Annotated in this window: 14 protein-coding genes; 8 read left to right on the top strand and 6 right to left on the bottom strand. The window is 67.4% G+C overall.

Going from position 1 to position 19,954, the window contains the following annotated elements:
• Positions 1-27: 27 nt before the first annotated feature.
• From KM176_RS02120 to KM176_RS02105, 4 genes are all read right to left on the bottom strand, one after another.
• Positions 28-237 carry a DUF1328 family protein gene (locus tag KM176_RS02120; protein WP_160892219.1) on the bottom strand — a complete coding sequence of 70 codons (210 nt, stop codon included), beginning with the start codon at positions 235-237 and terminating at the stop codon, positions 28-30.
• Between the two features lie 192 nt (positions 238-429).
• A complete protein-coding gene (locus KM176_RS02115; protein WP_160892217.1) occupies positions 430-1,443 on the bottom strand; it encodes a 5-oxoprolinase subunit C family protein in 1,014 nt (337 codons plus the stop codon).
• Positions 1,443-2,177: a 5-oxoprolinase subunit B family protein gene (locus KM176_RS02110; RefSeq protein ID WP_160892215.1), complete on the bottom strand. Its 735-nt coding sequence runs from the start codon at positions 2,175-2,177 to the stop codon at positions 1,443-1,445. The genes KM176_RS02115 and KM176_RS02110 overlap by 1 nt, the downstream gene beginning before the upstream one ends.
• A gap of 120 nt (positions 2,178-2,297) precedes the next feature.
• Positions 2,298-2,825 carry a winged helix DNA-binding protein gene (locus KM176_RS02105; protein WP_160892213.1) on the bottom strand — a complete coding sequence of 176 codons (528 nt, stop codon included), beginning with the start codon at positions 2,823-2,825 and terminating at the stop codon, positions 2,298-2,300.
• 138 nt (positions 2,826-2,963) lie between these two features.
• Between KM176_RS02105 and KM176_RS02100 the strand changes: the two genes are divergently transcribed.
• From KM176_RS02100 to KM176_RS02085, 4 genes are all read left to right on the top strand, one after another.
• Entirely contained in the window at positions 2,964-4,232 is a 1,269-nt protein-coding gene (locus tag KM176_RS02100) for an N-acetylmuramoyl-L-alanine amidase (RefSeq protein WP_236045130.1), read from the top strand.
• A gap of 238 nt (positions 4,233-4,470) precedes the next feature.
• Positions 4,471-6,990, top strand: coding sequence for a penicillin-binding protein 1A (locus KM176_RS02095; RefSeq protein WP_160892211.1), 2,520 nt, complete (start codon positions 4,471-4,473; stop codon positions 6,988-6,990).
• Between the two features lie 165 nt (positions 6,991-7,155).
• On the top strand, positions 7,156-8,277 hold the full coding sequence (gene prfB, locus KM176_RS02090; protein WP_160892209.1) for a peptide chain release factor 2: 1,122 nt from the start codon (positions 7,156-7,158) through the stop codon (positions 8,275-8,277).
• 439 nt (positions 8,278-8,716) lie between these two features.
• Positions 8,717-8,932 carry a hypothetical protein gene (locus tag KM176_RS02085; protein WP_215558753.1) on the top strand — a complete coding sequence of 72 codons (216 nt, stop codon included), beginning with the start codon at positions 8,717-8,719 and terminating at the stop codon, positions 8,930-8,932.
• 64 nt (positions 8,933-8,996) lie between these two features.
• On the opposite strand, the gene KM176_RS02080 is transcribed toward KM176_RS02085, so the two are convergent.
• Both KM176_RS02080 and KM176_RS02075 read right to left on the bottom strand, forming a co-directional pair.
• The gene (locus tag KM176_RS02080; RefSeq protein WP_160892207.1) at positions 8,997-13,151 is read right to left on the bottom strand and encodes a translocation/assembly module TamB domain-containing protein; all 4,155 of its coding nucleotides are present in this window, start codon (positions 13,149-13,151) and stop codon (positions 8,997-8,999) included.
• On the bottom strand, positions 13,151-14,965 hold the full coding sequence (locus KM176_RS02075) for an autotransporter assembly complex protein TamA (protein ID WP_236045129.1): 1,815 nt from the start codon (positions 14,963-14,965) through the stop codon (positions 13,151-13,153). The genes KM176_RS02080 and KM176_RS02075 overlap by 1 nt, the downstream gene beginning before the upstream one ends.
• A 726-nt stretch (positions 14,966-15,691) precedes the next feature.
• Between KM176_RS02075 and KM176_RS02070 the strand changes: the two genes are divergently transcribed.
• Genes KM176_RS02070 through KM176_RS02055 form a run of 4 tightly spaced genes read left to right on the top strand, consistent with a single transcriptional unit; the run spans position 15,692 to position 19,666 of the window.
• A complete protein-coding gene (locus tag KM176_RS02070) occupies positions 15,692-17,119 on the top strand; it encodes a circularly permuted type 2 ATP-grasp protein (RefSeq protein ID WP_160892203.1) in 1,428 nt (475 codons plus the stop codon).
• 5 nt (positions 17,120-17,124) lie between these two features.
• Positions 17,125-18,060, top strand: coding sequence for an alpha-E domain-containing protein (locus KM176_RS02065; protein ID WP_160892201.1), 936 nt, complete (start codon positions 17,125-17,127; stop codon positions 18,058-18,060).
• A gap of 4 nt (positions 18,061-18,064) precedes the next feature.
• Positions 18,065-18,868, top strand: a complete 804-nt coding sequence (locus KM176_RS02060) for a transglutaminase family protein (protein WP_160892199.1) — start codon at positions 18,065-18,067, stop codon at positions 18,866-18,868.
• A 48-nt stretch (positions 18,869-18,916) separates the two neighbouring features.
• A complete protein-coding gene (locus KM176_RS02055; protein ID WP_160892197.1) occupies positions 18,917-19,666 on the top strand; it encodes a proteasome-type protease in 750 nt (249 codons plus the stop codon).
• The last annotated feature ends 288 nt before the right edge of the window (positions 19,667-19,954 follow it).

The raw sequence follows: 19,954 nt of genomic DNA, 5'->3' as shown, positions 1-19,954 counted from the left end.
CCCGCCGGTTCTCCGGCGGGGCGTTGCTTATTCCCGGCTGTGCTGGGGCCGGGGCCCGTGGATGTTTTCCTGCTGTCCCTCGAACACGTGCATGGCGAGGGTCGCGACCCCCAGTGCAGCGAAGAGCACGAAGAGGAATTGCGCGATACCTGCCGACACGGCCGCGATTCCGCCGAAGGCGAAGGCGGCTGTGACGAGGGCGACAGAGAAAAAGACGATGGGCCAGATGAGGGGCATGGCAAATCTCCTTTCGTTGCTGCCGCCGCCCCGTGCGTCGGGGCTGTGCAAGAGAAACGTCAGGAGGGCGCGCAGGTTCCGCCGGGGCGGCCATGCGCGCACGTCATGGTAAAGATCGGCAACATTGCGTTGTGTTTCGTGAGGCTGAGCGGCAAGTCCTTGCTTTCGCCTCACAAAGGCGGGAACCCGCCGTCAGTCCGAAAGCTCCAGATCGTCGCCGGCAGTGACCCCGCTGATCAACTGGTAGGAGAGCAGGTCGGCAATGTCCGCCGGATCCCGCACCAAGGCCGAGACCGCGCCGCGCAGCCGGTTCAGCAGCGCTTCGGGCGTGGCGGGCAGGGCCTCGGGGATCTCGCTCCAGCGGAAGTGCAGCGGCGCGCCGGCCCCGGCCTGCGCGAGCTTCGCCATGTCGGCGGGATGCACCGATCCGATGCGGGGATAGCCGCCGATGGTCTGGCACTCGGCCAGCAGCACATAGGGGGTGCCATCGCCGGTGATCTGGATGTCGCCGGCCTGGATCGGCTCCGAGGCCATGCCGCCGGAGGCGCGGAACCAGAGCGGCTCTGCCCCGGTCTGCAACTGCATGGCCTGGCGGTTCGACCGCGATCCCCGGGTGAAGGGGGCTGCGGCGAAAGCGGCACGCTGGGCATCGCTGAACAGATCTGTCTGGGGGCCGGGCAGCACGCGGATCTCGCCACCGGCAAAGCGGGCCTCGGGGCGGATGCGGCGGGCCGGGCGCGGGGTGTCATCGCCCAGCGGCAGCTGATCGCCGGGACGCAGCAGCGCGCCGATCCCGGCGGCCAGATGGGTGCTGCGGCTGCCCATCCAGGGCGTGGTGGCGATGCCGCCGCCGAAGCTGAGGTAACCGGTGGTGCCGGCCTCGACCGGGCCGATGCGCAGGGTTTCCCCGGGCGAGAGCAGATGCGCGGCGTGCCATGCCAGCGGCACGCCATCGCGCGCGGCCCGCATCGGCGCGCCGGTCAGCGCGATCCGGGTCGCGGCGCTGACGCGGAACAGCCCGCCCAGGCCCGGCATCTCGATGGCGGCTTCGGGGGCGGGGCGGGCCAGCAGCGCCGCGGCCTCGAACAGCGCCAGCGGGTCCAGCGCGCCACCGCGCGACAGCCCCTGCGCGGCCAGGCCGGGGCGGCCCAGGTCCTGCACGCTCAGGCCCGGTCCGGCCTCGAGGATTTCCAGCGTTGCACTCATCACAGGATCTCCAGCCGGGCGCCGCCCATCGGGGTGGTTTCGCAGGCCGCCAGTTCTGCGGCAGAGGCACGGGCAAAGCGGATCTCGTCTCCGGTGGCCAGCGGCATCGGGGTCTCGGCCTCGGGCTGGAAGGGGCGGAATGCGGTGCGCCCGATCTGCAGCCAGCCGGTGGGCGAGGCATTGGCGAACAGCACCAGCTGCCGGATCGCCGCGACCAGAGCGCCCTGCGGCACCTGCATCAGGCTGGTCTGGCGGGGAAAGTCCCAAACCTCGGGCAGGAGGCCCAGATAGGGCTGGCCGGGGGCAAAGCCGATCGCCAGCACCCGCGTCGCACTGTCGAGGATATCCTGCACCAGCGCCGTCTCGGTCCTTTCGGTCAGCGCGGCGACCTGCGCCAGGCTGGGGGCGTCGGCGGCATCGAAGCTGACCGGGACATGCCAGCGCCGCGTCGGGGCGGCTGGCGGCAGGTCCAGCCAGTCCCGGCTGGCCAGAAGATCTCGCAGGGCGGCCTCCAGCGGGGCGCGGGGCGTGCGGGCGGGATCGAAGCGCACCAGGGTCGAGGCCAGGGCCGGCACCACCTCGGTCACGCCGGGCAGGGAACGGGCCAGCTCTCCGGCGGCCTGGGCGGCGCGGTTCGCGGCCTCGCCGAACCCTTCGGAGAACCGCATCAGGAAACCGTCCAGGCCCAGGGGCAGCAGCCGGGGGCGGTCGGGGGCGGGGGCGGATCGGGTCACGGCATGGTCCTGTGCTGGGGTCGCGGATACCGGTGGCAAAACGTCGACATTTTGTCAACGTTTCGTCCCCGAATGGCCGGGGGCGGGGCCGCGGCTGCCCGAATTTCCGGCCCGGAGAGGCTAGAGCGCCGCAGCGGCGCGGCTGGCCTGGTCGTACTGGCCCGACAGCGCGCGCAGGGCGGCGGCGATGCGGCGCAGCTCTGCCCCATCGGCCTCTCCGGAGGGCAGGGTCTCAAGCAGGCATTGCTCGCGGATCCGGCGGTAGGACTGGCACAGGGCGGCACCGGTCGCGGTGGTGCGGTAGAACACCTCCTTGCCGCGCTTGCGGCCTTCCAGCAGTTCGAGCCGCAGCAGCTTCTTCAGCGCGTAATTGACGGTGTGGCTGTCCTCGATGTTCAGCAGGAAGCAGATGTCGGACAGGCGCTTGTCGCGGTCGCGGCTGTTGGTGTTGTGCAGCACCAGGATCTCCAGCGCCGAAAGCTCGGGCATTCCGGCGGCGGCCATGCAGCGCTGCGTCCAGCGGGTGAAGGCATGGAAGGCGATGATCAGCCCGAATTCGAACTCGGAGCTTTCCCAACCCGGCCCCTCGGCCAGGTGCGAGGAGGAGACGATGCGGCGCGGCCCGCTGGGGAGGGGATCATCGGCCATGGGAACCTTCACGATTTTCCGGCAAGTCACCGATATTTTAACGCTGAAATCGCGCTGCGGAAAGCGTCTTGCGACTTTCACGCGGGGGGCGGGCCGCGATAGACTGCGCCGGATGCGACAGACAGGCGGAGAGCGGGCATGAGGGCAGGCGAACGGCGGCGGGGCTTTGGGGCCGGGATGCTGTGGCTGCTGATCTGCCTGCTGCTGGGGGCGGGGTCCGTCGCGCGGGCCGAAAGCTTTTCGGCGCGGGCGAGCGTGGACCTGGAGCAGAGCCGGCTGCGCAGCGGCTGGGGCGGGCTGGACCTGACGCTGACGCTGAGCCAGGGGGTGCCCTGGCGGCTTTACACCCTGGCCGATCCGCGCCGCATCGTGCTGGACCTGAAAGGGGCGGACTGGCCGCAGGGCGATCTGGCGGGGCTGGTGCACCGTGCCTTCCTGCACAAGAGCTGGATCACCGCGCTGCGCCTGGCGCCGGCGCGCCCGGGCTGGAGCCGGCTGGAGCTGACCCTGCGCGCGCCGCTGGTACTGGAGAGCGGCGCCATGCAGAGCGATCCCGGCAGCGGCACGGCGGTGATCCGGGCCCATTTCGCCACCGCCTCGGCCAGCGAGTTTGCCGCCCGGGCCGGGCCGCCGGCGGATGTGGCGGTGGCCGATGACACGCCGGCGCGGGTGGGCAAGGGCACGGTGGCGGAGGCCGAAAAGCCGCTGCGCATCCTGCTCGATCCCGGACATGGCGGTGTCGATCCGGGGGCCGAGCGCGCCGGCGTGCGCGAGGCGGACCTGATGCTGCGCTTCGCCCTGGAGCTGCAGGAGGTGTTGCGGCGCACCGGGGCGGAGGTCTTTCTGACCCGCAACGCCGATACCTTCGTGTCGCTGGAGGGGCGGGTGCAGAAGGCCCATGCCCTTGGCGCCGACCTGATGATCTCGCTCCATGCGGATGCGCTGGCGGAAGGTGAGGGGGAGGCCGAGGGGATCACCCTGCACACGCTGGCGCGCTCGGCCTCGGACCGGGCTTCGGCGCTGCTGGCCGAGCGGCACGGGCGCGGCGACATCCTGGCCGGGGTGGACCTGAGCCACAGCGACGACCAGGTCGCGGGGGTGCTGCTGGACCTCGCACGTCAGGAGACCCAGCCGCGCAGCGAGGCGCTGGCGGGGGCGCTGGTCAATGCGCTGCGCCAGGACGGGCTGCCGCTGAACGCGCGGCCGCGCCGCGCGGCCGCCTATGCGGTTCTGAAGGCCGCCGATGTGCCGGCGGTGCTGATCGAGACGGGCTTCCTGTCGAGCGAGCGGGACCGGGCCAACCTGCTGGACCCGGCGTTCCGGGCGCGGCTGGCGGGAGCGATCCGCGACGGGGTGATGGCCTGGGCGCGTGCGGATGCGGCCGCGGCACCGTTGCGGCGGCAGTGAGCGGCGGCAGTGAGCGGGGGGAGGCGCGGGGAGGGGGCGCTGCCCCCGTCTCCTGCGGAGACTCCCCCGGGATATTTCCGGCCAGATGACAGGGAGCGGAAGCGCGGGTTTCGGGCGGAAAGGTGCCGGGTTCCCCCGGGGCGGGGCTTTGTCTGTTGGCCTTCGTGATGCCCTTGTGTTTTGACCGCCCCCGGGGAGCGCACTATAACCCTGTTTCAGTCTAAAGAGGCCAGCGCGCGTGATCAGATTCATACTTTCCTTCTTCGGTGGCATCTTCACGCTGGTGACGCTGGGGCTTGCCATGGTGGCCCTGTCTGTGGGCGCCATCTTCTGGGTCTATGGCCGGGACCTGCCCAGCCATGAAAGCCTGGCCCAGTATCAGCCCAAGACCATCAGCCGGATCTACAACGGCGAAGGCCAGCTGATCGACGAATTCGCAAAGGAACGCAGGCTTTACACGCCCGCGGACGAGATCCCCAAGCTGGTGAAGGATGCCTTCATCTCGGCCGAGGACAAGAATTTCTACACCCACCAGGGCTATGATCCGCGCGGCATCGCGGCCGCAATCCTCGAGGCGATCGAGACCCGCGGCAAGACCGTGCGCGGGGCCTCGACCATCCCGCAGCAGGTGGCCAAGAACCTGTTCCTGTCCGGCGACCGCAAGATCGAGCGCAAGGTCAAGGAGGTCATCCTGGCCTCCCGGCTGGTCGATTCGATGTCGAAGGACAAGATCCTCGAGATCTACCTGAACGAGATCTACCTCGGTCAGAACTCCTACGGGGTGGCCGCCGCGGCGCAGACCTATTTCAACAAGACGCTGAACCAGCTCGATCCCGCCGAGGCGGCGATCCTGGCCTCGATGCCGAAGGCGCCCTCGGATTATCACCCGGTGCGCCAGCACGACCGGCTGCTGGCGCGGCGCAACTACGTGCTTCAGCAGATGTACGAGAACGGCTACATCGACAAGGCGACCTACGACAAGAGCCTGGCCGAACCGATCCGCTCCGTGCAGGGCGGGGACTACCCGGCCTTCCGCGTCAACCTGCCGCCGCGCGACTACTTCACCGACGAGATCCGCCGCCAGCTGAGCCGCGATTTCGGCGCCGAGGAATTCTTTACCGCCGGTTTCTCGGTCCGGGCGACCGAGGATCCGGACATGCAGCGCGTCGCCGCCATCGCCCTGCGCCATTCGCTGGAGCGCATGGACCGCCAGCTGGGCAAGTGGCGCGGCACCGGCAAGACCATTCCCGCCGCCGATCTGGGCGACGAGGCGAAATGGCGCGCCGCGCTTTCCTCCACCAACGTGGCCCGCGACATCGAGGTCGACGGCAAGTGGCATCCGGCGGTGGTGCTGAAGGTTTCGGACCAGAGCCTGGCCGTGGGCATCGAGGACGTGCCCCTTGACGATCCGCGCGGCAACAGCGTGCCGCGCTCGGACATCAAGTGGATGCACGGAGATTTTCACGACAACTTCAAGCCCGGCGACGTGATCTTCGTGCGCGAGGCGAAGGCCAAGTCCGGCAAGTTCGATCACTGGTCGGTGCGCCAGGTGCCCGAGGTCGAGGGCGGCTTCATGGCGATGGACGTCAACAACGGCCGCGTCATCGCCATGCAGGGCGGTTTCTCCTACCAGCATTCCGTGTTCAACCGCGCCACCCAGGCGAACCGCCAGCCCGGCTCCAGCTTCAAGCCCTTCGTCTATGCCGCCGCGCTCGACAGCGGCTATACCCCCGCGACCATCGTCGTCGACGCCCCGATCGAGGTGAACACCCCCGATGGCGTCTGGCGCCCGACCAACTCGGAGAACCGCTACTACGGGCCGACGCCGCTGCGCATCGGCATCGAGATGTCGCGGAACCTGATGACGATCCGCCTGGCGCAGGAGGTCGGCATGGACACCGTCGCCTCCTACGCAGAGCGTTTCGGGGTCTATGATCACATGGGCCACTACCTGGCCAACGCGCTCGGCTCCGAGGAAACCACCCTCTACAAGATGGTGGCGGCCTATGCGATGTTCGCCAATGGCGGCGAGCGGGTCGAACCCACCCTGGTCGACCGGGTCCAGGACCGCTACGGGCGCACCATCTACCGCCATGACCAGCGCGTCTGCGAGGATTGCGGCGCCGATGCCCTGCCGCGGGGCGAGGGGCCGCGCATCCTGTCGAACCGCGAACGGGTGATGAACGCCATCACCGCCTACCAGCTGACCTCGATGATGGAAGGCGTGGTCCAGCGCGGCACCGCCTCGCGCGCGGTGCATCTGCCTGTGCCGATCGCCGGCAAGACCGGCACCACCAACGGCGCCCGCGACGCCTGGTTCATCGGCTTCTCCTCCAACATCGTCGCCGGCTGCTACATCGGCTACGACACGCCGCGCCCGATGCTGGGCGGCCATGGCTACGGCGCAAGCCTCTGCGCGCCCGTCTTCCAGGAGTTCATGACCCAGGCGATCAAGAAATACGGCGGCAGCAAGTTCAAGGTCCCGCCGGGCGGCCATTTCATCAACATCGACCGCTACACCGGCGCCCGTCTGCCCGACGATGCCTCCGGCCCCAATGTCCAGGCGGAATACTTCCGCGACGGCGAGGATCCGATCTTCGGCGTGACCTATGACGGCGGCTTCGCCATGGGGCAGGACCTGCCGCTCTACAAGGAGGCCGAGCAGGCCCAGCGGCAGATCACGACCTCCACCGGCGAAACCACCACCATCGGGCCCAGGGCGAACTTCGGCACGCTCTCCTCGGGCGGTCTCTACTAGGCGCTCCGCCCTCCCCATTTTCTTGTCGAAAATACCTCGGGGGAGGGCGGCGCAGCCGACCGGGGGCAGCGCCCCCCGACCGAAACGGTCCCGCCAGGCCCGCCCTTGCCCGCAGGCGGGCCTTGGTCTATCACGCGGCTCTAACCTTCGAGAGGAATTTGGCCCATGCGCGCCGAGACCCAGAACATCGTCGCCGAGATCGAGAAATCCCTGGAGCTGCTGCGCCAGCGGATGGATTGGGAAACGGCCCCGCATCGCCTGGAAGAGTTCAACGCGCGCGTCGAGGATCCGAACCTCTGGGATGATCCGGCCAAGGCCCAGGCGCTGATGCGCGACCGCCAGTCGCTGGTGGATTCCCTGCAGACCCACGACGGCCTCAAGCAGGAGCTTCAGGACAATATCGACCTGATCGAGCTGGGCGAGATGGAAGACGATGCCGAGGTCGTCTCGGAGGCCGAGCAGGCGCTGAAGACGCTGCGCGAGAAGGCCGCCGAGAAGGAGCTGGAAGCGCTGCTCGACGGCGAGGCCGATGCCAACGACACCTTCCTTGAGATCAACGCCGGGGCCGGTGGCACCGAGGCCTGCGACTGGGCGTCGATGCTGCAACGCATGTATGTCCGCTGGGCCGAAAAGCGCGGCTACAAGGTGGAACTGCAATCCGAGGAAGCCGGCGCCGAAGCCGGCATCAAGTCCTGCGCCTACAAGATTTCCGGCCACAATGCCTATGGCTGGCTGAAGTCGGAATCCGGCGTGCACCGTCTGGTGCGGATCAGCCCCTTCGGCAAGGGCACGCGCGAGACCTCCTTCGCCTCCGTCTGGGTTTACCCGGTGGTCGACGACAATATCGAGATCGAGGTCAACCCCGCCGATATCCGCATCGACACCTACCGCTCCTCCGGGGCCGGTGGCCAGCACGTCAACACCACCGACTCCGCGGTCCGGATCACCCACCACCCGACCGGCATCGTCGTGACCTCTTCCGAGAAGTCGCAGCACCAGAACCGCGACATCGCCATGAAGGCCCTGAAATCGCGCCTCTACCAGCTCGAACTCGACAAGCGGAACGCGGCGATCAACGAGGCGCACGAGAACAAGGGCTCGGCTGGCTGGGGCAACCAGATCCGCTCCTACGTGCTGCAGCCCTACCAGATGGTGAAGGACCTGCGCACCCAGCACGAGACCTCGGACACGTCCGGCGTGCTCGACGGGGCGCTCGACGGTTTCATGGCCGCCACCCTGGCTCAGCAGGTCGCCGGCAAGAGCCGCGCCGAGGCCTCGGCCGACTGATCCCGGACCATTCCCGGGCCCGTGCCTGAGAGATTCGCACGGCGTTCCCAAATTGCATGGCGCCGCACCCCCCGGGTGCGGCGCTTTTTTCACGTTTTGGTCACCGACCTACATCTTGGGGTTGAATATCGCGCAGCCGCTTTTCCATGGGGTGTTACAACGGGTGTTATAACGCCATCCGTCCTTGTCATTACGTTATTCGTACTTCCGGCACGCGCTTGCCTTAGGGTAAGCTTCTGGGATCGGGCCGCTGGGGAGGCTGCCTGAATTTCACAGTTGAGCCGAATTTGGAGCGGGGCATCCGCATCGAATGAGCGAGGGGTATCAGATGTCGAATTACGACGGGGGGGGGAGGCAGAGCGATCTGCGTCGGACGCAAGGCGAATGGACACGATCCTTTCCACAGGGGGCCGTTGGGGGCACCGGGTGGATCTTGGACGTGCTGGAAGACCTGGAAGGCTTTGCCCGTCATCGCGGGCTGACGGATGTCGAACAGCGCCTGACGGAGGCGCGCCGCGACGTGGCGCGGGCCCTGTGGCGGGCGCTTGGCGAGGATCCGTTCCTGAATGCCAAACCGAGCCGGCGGCTCGACGCGCTGCGCCTGGTGCCGCTGGGTGCGGGGGCAGGAAGCGGGGCGGTGCGCAAGCCCGACTAGGCCCGAAGATCCACCGCAGGAATGACCCCGGCCCGCGACGCCTGTCGCGGGCCGGGTCGTTTGGTCAGTAGTCCTTCTCGAAGAACAGGCCCAGACCGGTGTTGCCGCTGGTGCTGACGGAGCCCTTGGCCTTCACGTTGTCGGTCAGGTCGAGGTTGATCGACAGGCTGGTGTTGCCGCCGCTTTCCACCTCGGTCTCGGTATAGACCTTGTCGCTGATGTACTTGCCCGCCGAGAGCGTGGTGTTGCCCTCGGCCGAGGTCGAGACATCCAGATCGTCGAGCCCTGTCTTGTCGCGGATGCTGCCCAGCACCCCGCCGTTGCCATTGCCCGTCAGCGTCGCCACCGCCGAGGCCAGCTGCGCCGCCTGCAGCGGCGACAGGCTGGAGATCGAGCGTTCGAAGAACAGCTGCGAGAGGATCTCGTCCTGGGGCAGGGAGGGGTTGGCCGAGAAGGTCACCTCGGGGGCGCTTGCGGTGCCGCCGATGGTGATGGTCACCGCATAGCTGCCGCTCTGCGAGGTCGCGACGAAGTGCAGCAGAGGCTCGAAGCCCCCGGCCATGGTCACAGTGCCCTCGTCCAGGTCGATCCGCTTGGTCAGCAGGTCAAGCCGCCCCCGCACCAGAGAGAACTGCCCCACCGGCACCGGGTTGGAGGTGGTGCCGTTCAGCTGCAGGTCACCACGCAGTTCTGCATCGAGGCCGCGACCGCGGATGAAGATGGAGTTGTCGGTGCCGATCTTGAGGTTCAGCTTCAGGCCGCCATCGCCGCCCGAACCGCCGCTGCCGGAGGAACTGTCGTCCGATTTCAGCAGCCCGGCACGGGCGCGGGTGGTCCGGCTTGCGGCGGGTTCGTCGACATGGGTGATGTCCGGGATCGCCTCCTGGCCCCCGAAACCGGCATTGGCCAGGCGGATCTCGGTGTCCGAAAGCCCGATCCGGCCCGAAACGGTGCCACCGCCGGTCAGGCCGCCCTCCAGCTTGACGGTGCCGTTCAGCGTGGTGGTGGCGAAGTCGGCCTGCTTGACCTTCACCTTCGACAGCACGACCGACAGGCCCGCATTGTAGGGCGCCGCCAGAGTCAGCGGCCCCTTGATGGAGATCTGGCCGCCTTCCGAGGGCGTGGCGGTCAGGTTCATCTGGGCGCGCCCGCCGGTCAGAGTCACGGTGCCGCCGATGCCGTCGATCACCTGGTTGTAGGCCGGTGCGATGAAGCGCCCGCCCGACAGCCGCACGCTGCCCGAGAGTGCCTCAAGCCCCGGCTGGCCCTGCATCGCCAGGTCGAAGCGGGCATTGCCCGACACCGATTGCGGCGTGATGAAGGCATTGGCCAGGCCCAGCGGCGCGGCGCCGGTGATCTTCAGATCGACGCTGCCATCGGGCTTGCCCACCAGGCCGTCGATCTTGGCATCCGCGCCCGCCGGGCCATCGGCGCTGACCGCCAGACGGATGCCCGCATCCTCGCCCTTGGCGGTGCCGGTGACCGAAAGCGGGCCATTCAGCCCGGCAACCAGCCGCCCGAGATTGTCGAGCTTGGCCTCGTAGGTCACGTCGGGTTTGCCGTTCAGCACCGAGCCGCTGGCCTTGGTGGTGATCGCCGCCGAGGTGAAATCGGCCTTCTCGATGGTGATCTTGCCGTCTGCGCCGGTGCTGACCACCGCGTCGAGGCTGCTGTTGCCGGCAAAGAGCGCATCGACCTGCGGATTGCCGATGCCGATCGACTGGCCGGTGCCCTTGGCGGTGATGCGGTAGCCACCGTCGGCGGCGCCGACATGGGCCTCAAGCGCCAGCGGACCGGCCTTGGCGCCAAGCGCGGCGGCCGAGTTCGGCAGGTTCAGCTTCAGATCCACGTCGGGGGCGCCGTCCTGGACCTTGCCTGCAGCGGTCAGCTGGACGCCGGGGGTCGTGACATGCACGTCCTTCAGCGTCACCAGCCCGCCCTTGGAGGTCACGTCGGCGGTGATGTCGGTCTTGCCCAGCAGCCGGTCGACCTGTTCGATCCCGGTGGCGATGTCGTCGCCACCGCCGGAGAGCAGGGCATGAATGGTGCCGTCCTCCTCGGTGCGCACGGTGCCGGTCAGGCTGAGCGGCCCGGCCTGTCCGCCGGTGAAGACGGCGGAATTGGCCAGCCGTGCCGACATGTCGAGGTTCATCGCCTTCGGATCCAGAGACCCCTTGGCGCTGATCTGCAGGCCCTCGCTCTGGACCTCGGCGCGTTCCAGCACCGGGGCGCCGTCCGTCGGGCTCAGCAGCGATGCGTCGATGCTCAGACCGCCCTTCAGCAGCCCGTCCACCGCCGGCACGCCAAGCGCCAGATCCTGCCCGCCGCCCTTGGCGGTGATGCGCAGGCCCTCGCTGCTCTGGGTCAGGGCGCCTGCCAGATCCGCCGGGCCGGCATGGGTGCCGGTCAGCAGCCCGGCATCGGCCAGGTGCAGGTCATAGGTGATCTGCCCGCTGGTGCTGGAGATCTGTCCGCCGCCGGTCAGCTTCAGCGCATCGGTGCCAATGTCCATCGCGTGCAGCGTGATGCCGTCCGCACCGCGTTCGACGTCCAGATCGATCTTGGCGGGGCTGTTCAGCAGCCCGTCGACGGCGGAAATGCCGGTTGCGAGGTTTTCGCCATTGCCGGTGACCTTCAGCCGGGCAGTGCCGGCAGGCAGGGTCATCGCCAGATCGACACCGAGGTCGGCCTTGCCGGCCAGATCCATCCCCGCGAGGGTCGAGAAGGCGCCAAGGTCGGCGATGCTGGTCTGTGCTTTCAGCGTCACCTCGCCCTGATCGTCGGTCTTCTGGAAGCTGGCGTTGCCGGCAAGCTCCAGCGCGGGGCCCGTAAGCTTCAGGTCCTTGATGGTCACCGGGCCGTCGCCGAACTGCACCACGGCCGAACCCGTGACCTGCTTGCCAAGCGCCTGGGCAATGCCGGGATCGCTGGCCGACAGGCCCGAGGCGTCGAAATCGAGGGTCAGCGCCGAGGCCCCGCTGGTCTTCAGCGGGCCGGAGATGTTCAGCGCCACGTCCTCGGCCGAGAAGCCCTGCGCGGCGGGGGCCTTGACCTCGATCTTGCCGGCGACGTCCTCGGACTTGGCGCGGTCGAAGGTCAGGTCCACATCCGCAGAGGCCAGCGACACGCCGTCGGCGAAGGGCAGGTCCAGGCGGTCCTCTCCGCTGGGTGAGGCAAGGCGGCCCTTCACGTCGAAGCTGGAGGGATGGCCCTCGGCATCCACCGCGACCTTGCCCTCAAGGTTCAGGGCGGCGGATTTCACCCGCAGCAGCTGCAGGTCGAGCGATCCGTCCGCGCCCTGGGTGCCGGTGGCGGCAATGCCGATGTCGGTGCCCAGAAAGTCGCGGTACTGCGGTGCGGCCAGCGCGGTCAGGTCGCCGCCCGCCTGCACGGTGAATTCGCGCCCGCCATCGTCGCGGCCCCGCAGGGTCACGTTGCCCTTCAGGCGCTGTTCGCCATCGGTCAGCAACAGCATGTCGGCGCTGTAATTGTCGAGCGGCCCGGTGCCCGCGACGGTCAGGTCGACCGAGGGCAGGCCGGGCAGGTTCATCAGCGTGGCCACCAGCCCGCCCTGGGGTTCCTGCACCTTCAGGTCCACGGCCATGTTCTTGGCGTCGGGATCATAGGCGGCCTTCAGGCTGACGGTGCCCTCCTTGTCCTGGCGCTGGATCTCCAGCGCGGTATCAAGCGCCCCGCCGGCAAGAGAGGCCTTGCCGGTCACGCCCAGCACGGCGGCCTCGCCCATGACGGGCTGCTTCAGGTCCACCTTGCCGATGTCGAGCTGCCCGATCTCGATCGAGACGGGCAGGGAGGGGATGGAAAAGCCCGGTGCCTCGGCCGAGGGGGCAGAGGCGGTCTCTTCGCTTTTCGGCAGCCGGTAGAGGGTCAGGCTTTCGGCAGAGAGCTTGTTGACCTTGACCTTGCCGGTCAGAAGGGCGGTGCGGCTCCAGTCCAGCTCGGCATTGTCGAGCTCCAGCCAGACGCCCTCGTCATCGGCGATGGTCATCTTCGCGAGCGTCGCCTTGGAGGACAGCGCCCCCTTGAAGCCGGTGATCTTCACGTCGCGGCCGGCGCCCGAGAGGGCGTTCTGAAGGGTCCGGCTGAGGAAGTTCTGCCCGTCGTCATCCTGGGCGAAGGCCTGGGGCGTGACGGAAAGCGTCAGGACCAGCGCGCAGCAGGCGAGAGCGAGACGGAGAAAGAGAGAGATACGGCGCTGCATCAGAAGGACTGCCCTATGCCGACATAGACGGAGACGGAGTTCTTGTTGCCGGTGACGGGCACCGCGACATCAAGGCGGATCGGACCGATCCCGGTGAAGTAGCGTGCGCCAATGCCGGCGCCGCCCTGCCATTCCCCGCTGGAGAAATCGTTGTAGCCCGAGACATAGCCGTAATCGACGAAGGCCACGGCGCCCCAGCTGTCACCGATGCGGCTGCGCAGCTCGGTGCTGATCGCAGAGTAGCTGAGGCCGCCGGTTTCCACGCCCGCGGCATAGGTGCCCAGCGACTGGTAGCCCTGGCCGCGCACCGATCCGCCGCCGCCGGACCAGAACAGCCAGTCCGAGGGGGTGTCCTCGATCGAGGGGCCCTGGATGTTGCCGATCTGGACCCGGCTGGCGATGGCCAGCTTCGGCGTACCCAGTTCACGATAGCCGCGCAGGTCGGCCTCGGTCAGCAGGCCCGAGGCAGTGCCCGAGACCCCGAGGAAGGGCGTGGCCGAGACCTGGGCATAAACGCCGTCGGTCGGGTCGATCTTGTCGTTGCGGTTGTCCCAGGTCAGCCCGGTCTTGAAGGTGATGTGCTGGAAGTCGCGGTCCCCGAGGTTGTCCTCGGTATGGGAATAGCGCAGGCCCAGCCGCAGGTTCGCCGTCAGTTTGGAGGTCAGGTAGCGGTCCACCCCGACCGAGACTTCGGCGACGTCGGAGATGTATTCCTCCTCGTCCTCGTGCTCCAGGTCGATGCCGTAGACCAGGTCCATGTCCGGGTTCTTGAAGGCGGGATAGGTCAGCGTGGTCTTCAGGCTGTAGTCCATGCCGCCGCCGGTGGTGCCGCCGATCCCGGAAACCTCGCCGTCGATGCGCAGCCGCTCGGCCCCGCCCAGCAGGTTGCGGTGCAGCCAGTAGCCCGAGATCGTGGCGCCTTCCTCGGTGGTGACCTCGGCGCCGAAGCCCAGGCGGCGGGGCTTGGAATCCACCACGTCGATGGTGGTGGGCAGGGTATTGTCGGGGCCGACCGAGTCGGATTCCGCAACCGTGGCCGAGGAGAAGGCGCCGGCGCGGCGCAGCCGCGATTCCGCCTTGGAGATTTCCTCGGGGCTGTAAAGCTTGCCCACCGGCAGGCCGGCGATGGCGCGGATGCGCTTGGCGCGCACCTTGCTGGCGAGGCTGCGCTCCGACAGGGTGACGGTGCCGAAGGTCAGCTGCGGCCCGGGCGTCAGTCCGAAACGCGCCGCAACGGTGTCGGTGTCATGGTTGGCGGTGATCTTCTGGTCGCTGATGGCGGCCTTGGCATGGCCGCGGTTGCGCCAGTCCTCGACCCCGGCGGCGGCAGCCTTGCGCATCACCCCGGTCGACGCGGTCTGGCCCGGCGCGAAGCCCTCGTAAGGGGCGGCGCCCTTCGGCAGCGGTGTCACTTCGGCCTCGGAGAACTTGAAGCGCGGACCGGGATCGACGCGGATCTCGATCCTGCCGATCTTGGTGTTGCCGCCCAGGACCGGCACGCCCGAAGCCTCCTTGCCATCGACCAGGATCGACACGCTGGCGCCGAAATAGCCCTTGTCGTAAAGCGCCGCGACCAGCCGCTGGTAGTCGGCCTTGGCATCCGCGATCAGCTCCTGCGGATCGCTCACCTTGTCGTTCTCGATGGCCGAGACCGACAGCGAGGCCGCCTTCAGCGTCTTGGCCAGGTCCGCGTTGTCGCCGGCCGTGAGGCTGACTTCGGCGGCCAGGGCCGGGGCGGAGGGGAGCGGGGCGATCACGAGAGCCAGGCTGACGGCTGTGGCGGCGGCACGGGCGACGGAAGGGCGCGACGTCATGGGGGCGCGGTACCTCATATGAACTTTTTCTGAACTTTCAACATCCGGTCCCTCCGGATGGGCGGCAGGTCTTTGCCGACAAGCTAGATCGCGGCCGCCCGATTGACCACCCGGAGGAGGCATAAAGACGGGCTTCACGGCGGAAACCCGCGCCGCCGGAGGCCGTAAGGGGCGAGTCGCCCGATGCGGGCGCGCGCAGGGCGGGTCCGGGATGGCTTCGGCGCGGGCGGTGCGGCGCGGCAAGTGTGTCCGGCGTGCATCGGTACCGTTTTTCCGGGGGGTATCCGGTATACAGGCGCTCTGCGGATGCGCGCCCGCCGGTCCGGAGGGGCCGGGCCGCCCGGGGTCCTGCTGCGTAACGGTTTTCGGAACGCCGGCGCGGGTCGGCGCCTGCTGCCCCCGCGGAATGTTTCTGCGCCGCGGCACCTTTCCGGACTGAGGCATTTTCGCCGTCCGCCAGATTCCTGCCTGTAACCCCTTGACGCAAGGTCCGAAAATTCGCCATTCGAAAAGGGAATTCACAGGGGGAGGGGCGCCGTGCCGGGGAACTGCCTGTTTCGGAGGCAGGTCCGGCGGCGCCTGACCATCTGATTAAATATTGAGCGTGTGCTTGCAAAAGAGACCCCGAACCCGGGGGAACACCGAGAGGTGCTCTCGCGGTTCCCGAAGGCCTCTGTAACCATCGGGGTGCGGATGCAACAGGTCGGGGGAAGTCAGAGGGTGGACATGACAGATCGAAGATTTTTCGACGAAATGACGCTGGAGGGCGGAGATCCCCGGCATCCCTATTCCGGATATGCCGACTGGTTCTCCGGTGAAGATCCCAAGGCGCTTCTCAAGAAATCCGCCGAGGCCGAAGCCTTCTTCCGCCGCATCGGGATCACCTTCAACGTCTACGGCCAGAAGGATGCGCAGGAACGCCTGATCCCCTTCGACATCGTGCCGCGGATCATCGCCGCGAACGAATGGCGCCAGCTTGAAAAGGGGATCGAGCAGCGGGTGCGCGCTCTGAACGCCTTCCTGGCCGACATCTACAACAAGCAGGAAATCCTGAAGGCCGGGCGCCTGCCGGAACACATCATTGCCCAGAACGAGGCCTTCCTGCCGCAGATGATCGGGATGATGCCGCCGGGCGGCGTCTATACCCATATCGTCGGCACCGACCTTGTGCGCACCGGCGAGAACGAATTCTACGTCCTTGAGGACAATGCCCGCACGCCCTCCGGCGTCTCCTACATGCTGGAGAACCGCGAGACGATGCTGCACATGTTCCCCGAGCTGTTCACCCAGATGAAGGTGCGCCCGGTCTCGTCCTACCCGGCCGAACTGCGCCGCTCGCTGTCGGAATGTGCGCCGCCGAACTTCGACGGGGTGAAGCCGCGCGTCGCGGTGCTGACGCCGGGCATCCACAACTCGGCCTATTTCGAACACAGCTTCCTTGCCGACCAGATGGGCGCGGAGCTGGTCGAGGCGGGCGATCTGAAGGTCGTGGACGGCAAGGTGCAGATGCGCACCACCAAGGGCTACAAGCCCATCGACGTGGTCTATCGCCGGGTCGATGACGCCTACCTGGACCCGCTGACCTTCAATCCCGAAAGCATGCTGGGCGTGCCGGGGATCATGGATGTCTACCGCGCCGGCAACATCACCATCGCCAATGCGCCCGGCACCGGCATCGCCGACGACAAGGCGCTGTATTCCTACATGCCCGATATCGTCGAATTCTACACCGGCGAGAAGGCGATCCTGCAGAACGTGCCGACCTGGCGCTGTTCCGAGGCCGAGAGCCTGTCCTACGTCCTTGATCACCTTTCGGAACTGGTGGTGAAAGAGGTGCACGGCTCGGGCGGCTACGGGATGCTGGTGGGGCCTGCGGCCTCGAAGAAAGAGCTGGCCACCTTCCGCGAAAAGCTGATGGCGAAGCCTGCGAACTATGTCGCGCAGCCGACGCTGGCGCTCTCGACGGTGCCGATCATGACGAAGAAGGGGCTGGCGCCGCGCCATGTCGATCTGCGGCCCTTCGTGCTGGTCAGCCCGAACCGGGTGCATATCACGGCGGGCGGCCTGACCCGCGTGGCCCTGAAGGAGGGCTCGCTGGTCGTGAACTCCTCCCAGGGGGGCGGCACGAAAGATACCTGGGTTCTGGGAGACTGACGAATATGCTTGGAAGGACGGCTGGCGGACTCTTCTGGATGTTCCGCTATCTTGAGCGCAGTGAAAACACCGCACGCCTGCTGGAAACCGGGCTGCGGATCGCCCTGACCGGCGGCCAGGTCAACGAGAGCGAATGGGAAAGCATCGCCACCACGGCAGGGGTCCGCTCTGCCTATCTTGAGAAATTCGACACCTTCGACCAGGCGAACGTGACGAACTACCTGCTGCGGGATCTCGACAACCCGTCCTCGGTGCTTTCGTGCATCGAGGCGGCGCGCTCGAACGCGCGGATGGTGCGCACCGCGCTGTCCTCGGAGGTCTGGGAAGCGGTCAACGAAGCCTGGATGACCCTGAAGGAAGAGCTGAAGCGCCCGGTTTCCGTGAAGAACCTGGCGCAGGTGATCCGCTCCATCCGGCAGCATTCCAGCCTGGTGCGCGGCGCGCTGCACGGCACCATGCTCAGGAACGACATCTTCGATTTCTGCCGCCTGGGCACCTTCACCGAACGGGCCGACAACACCGCGCGCATCCTCGACGTGAAATACTACGTCCTGCTGCCCTCGGCGGCCTATGTCGGCTCCTCGATGGACAACATGCAGTGGGAAACCATCCTGCGCTCGGTCTCGGCCTTCCGCAGCTTCCGCTGGCTGAACGAGGGCGACGCGACGCCGAAGTCGATCGCGGATTTCCTGATCCTCGACAAGAGGATGCCGCGCAGCCTGGCGTTCTGCTACGCCAAGATCGTCGGCAACCTCTCGTTCCTGGGCGAGGGCGACACGCTGCCCTGCGTGACCCTGGCCGAGCAGATCAATGCCCGCCTGACCGGGCGCAACATAGACGAGATCTTCGACGAGGGCCTGCACGAGTTCCTCAAATGCGCGATCGGCGATACCGGCCGTCTGGCCGCGCAGATCCAGGAAGATTTCCGGTTCTACGGGTAAGGGCATGCGGCTGAAGATCACTCACAAGACCACCTACAGCTATGACCGTGCGGTGCAGTATGCGCTGCTGCAGCTGCGGCTGACGCCGCGCAGCTGCAGGGGCCAGACGGTGCTGGACTGGACCAGTTCCATCACCGGCGGCACGGTCCAGGTCTCCTATCACGACCAGTTCCGCAACGCGGTACAGCTGGTGCAGATGGATGACGGGGCCGAAACCCTCGAGATCACCTCGCAGGGGGAGATCGAGACCGAGAACCTCAACGGCGTGATCGGTCCCGGAGAGGGGCTGGCGCCGCTCTGGCTCTACCGGGCGCCGACTCCGGCCACCACGGTCGGCCCGATGATCCGCAAGCTGGCCTCGGGGCTGAAGAAGGAGGTGGAGGCCAATCCGCTCGGCACTGTCCACAAGCTGTCGGAGGCCGTCGCCGAGGCGGTGACCTACACCAAGGGCACGACCCATGCCGCGACCACTGCCGAGGAGGCCGCGCAGGCCGGGCAGGGGGTATGCCAGGACCAGGCGCAGGTGATGATCGCCGCCGCCCGTCACCTGGGGATGCCGGCGCGCTACGTCTCGGGCTACCTGCTGCTGGACGGCACCATCGACCAGGAGGCCAGCCATGGCTGGGCCGAGGTCTGGATCGCCGGTCTGGGCTGGGTGGGCTTTGACGTGGCCAATGCCGTCTGCCCCGATGACCGCTACGTGCGGGTGGCCCTGGGACGTGACTACGCGGAAGCCGCGCCGGTCCACGGGCTGCGCCAGGGCGATGCCCAAGAAGAGCTTTGCGTTTCCCTGCAAGTTCAGCAATAGACTGCCGCGGTCCGAAACCGGGACGAGTCTATACGGAGCGCGATCAGGATGACCTATTGTGTGGGGATGCAGCTGGACCGCGGCATCGTCTTCATGTCCGACACCCGCACCAACGCGGGCGTCGACAACATCTCCACGTTCCGCAAGATGGCCCATTTCGAGGCGCCGGGCGAACGCTGCATCACGCTGATGACCGCCGGCAACCTGGCCACGACCCAGGCCGTGGTCAGCCTGCTGCAGGAACGCTCCAAGTCGCCCGAGCAGCGCAGCCCCGACATCGAACACCTGCCGACCATGTTCCAGGTCGCGCAGCTGGTCGGCCAGACCCTGCGCGAGGTCATCGCGCGTCATGATGGCGACGGCGGCCAGAAGGCCAGTTCCGCCTTCAACGCCACGATCCTGCTGGGTGGACAGATCAAGGGCGGCGCGCCGCGCCTGTTCCTGATCTACCCGGAAGGCAATTTCATCGAGGCCAGCGACGACACCCCCTATTTCCAGATCGGCGAGACCAAGTATGGCCGCCCGATCCTGGTGCGCGCCTATGATCCGGCGATGAGCTTTGAAGAGGCGATGAAGCTGCTGCTGGTGTCCTTCGATTCGACGATCAAGGCCAACCTCTCGGTCGCGCTGCCGCTGGATTTTCACATCTACGACGCCGACAGCCTGAAGCTGGGCCGCACCGGGCGCATCCACGCCGAAGACGCCTATTTCCAGGAGATCTCCTCGGGCTGGGGCGTGGCGCTGCGCGAGGCCTTCACCAACCTGCCGGATTTCCGATTCCCGGAACAGCAGGACTGAGGGCGCCCGGGGATCCCATTCCCAACACTCTGTTCTGAAAGCAGTTTTATCGAAACACGCTGTTTCGCGGAGCGGCACCCATCAGGTTGCCGTCGGTTTCCCCATGGCCGGGGCCGGACACGGAAACGTGTTCTTTTTTCGCCCAAGAGTTGTGCAACCCTGACGTCAACTGCCCTGTATACCGGCAGCCACCCCCGGTTGTTTCGAAAATATGACCCTGCGTCACCCTGTGCCGGCGACGGCGTTTCGCAAAACGCCTTAACTAGGGTGCACCCGGGTCAACCGGGG

This window comes from Pseudooceanicola endophyticus (assembly GCF_018760365.1).
Taxonomy (GTDB): Bacteria; Pseudomonadota; Alphaproteobacteria; order Rhodobacterales; family Rhodobacteraceae; genus Pseudooceanicola; species Pseudooceanicola endophyticus.
Note: the sequence above shows the minus strand (reverse complement) of the source record. Positions and strands in the feature narration are given on the sequence as shown.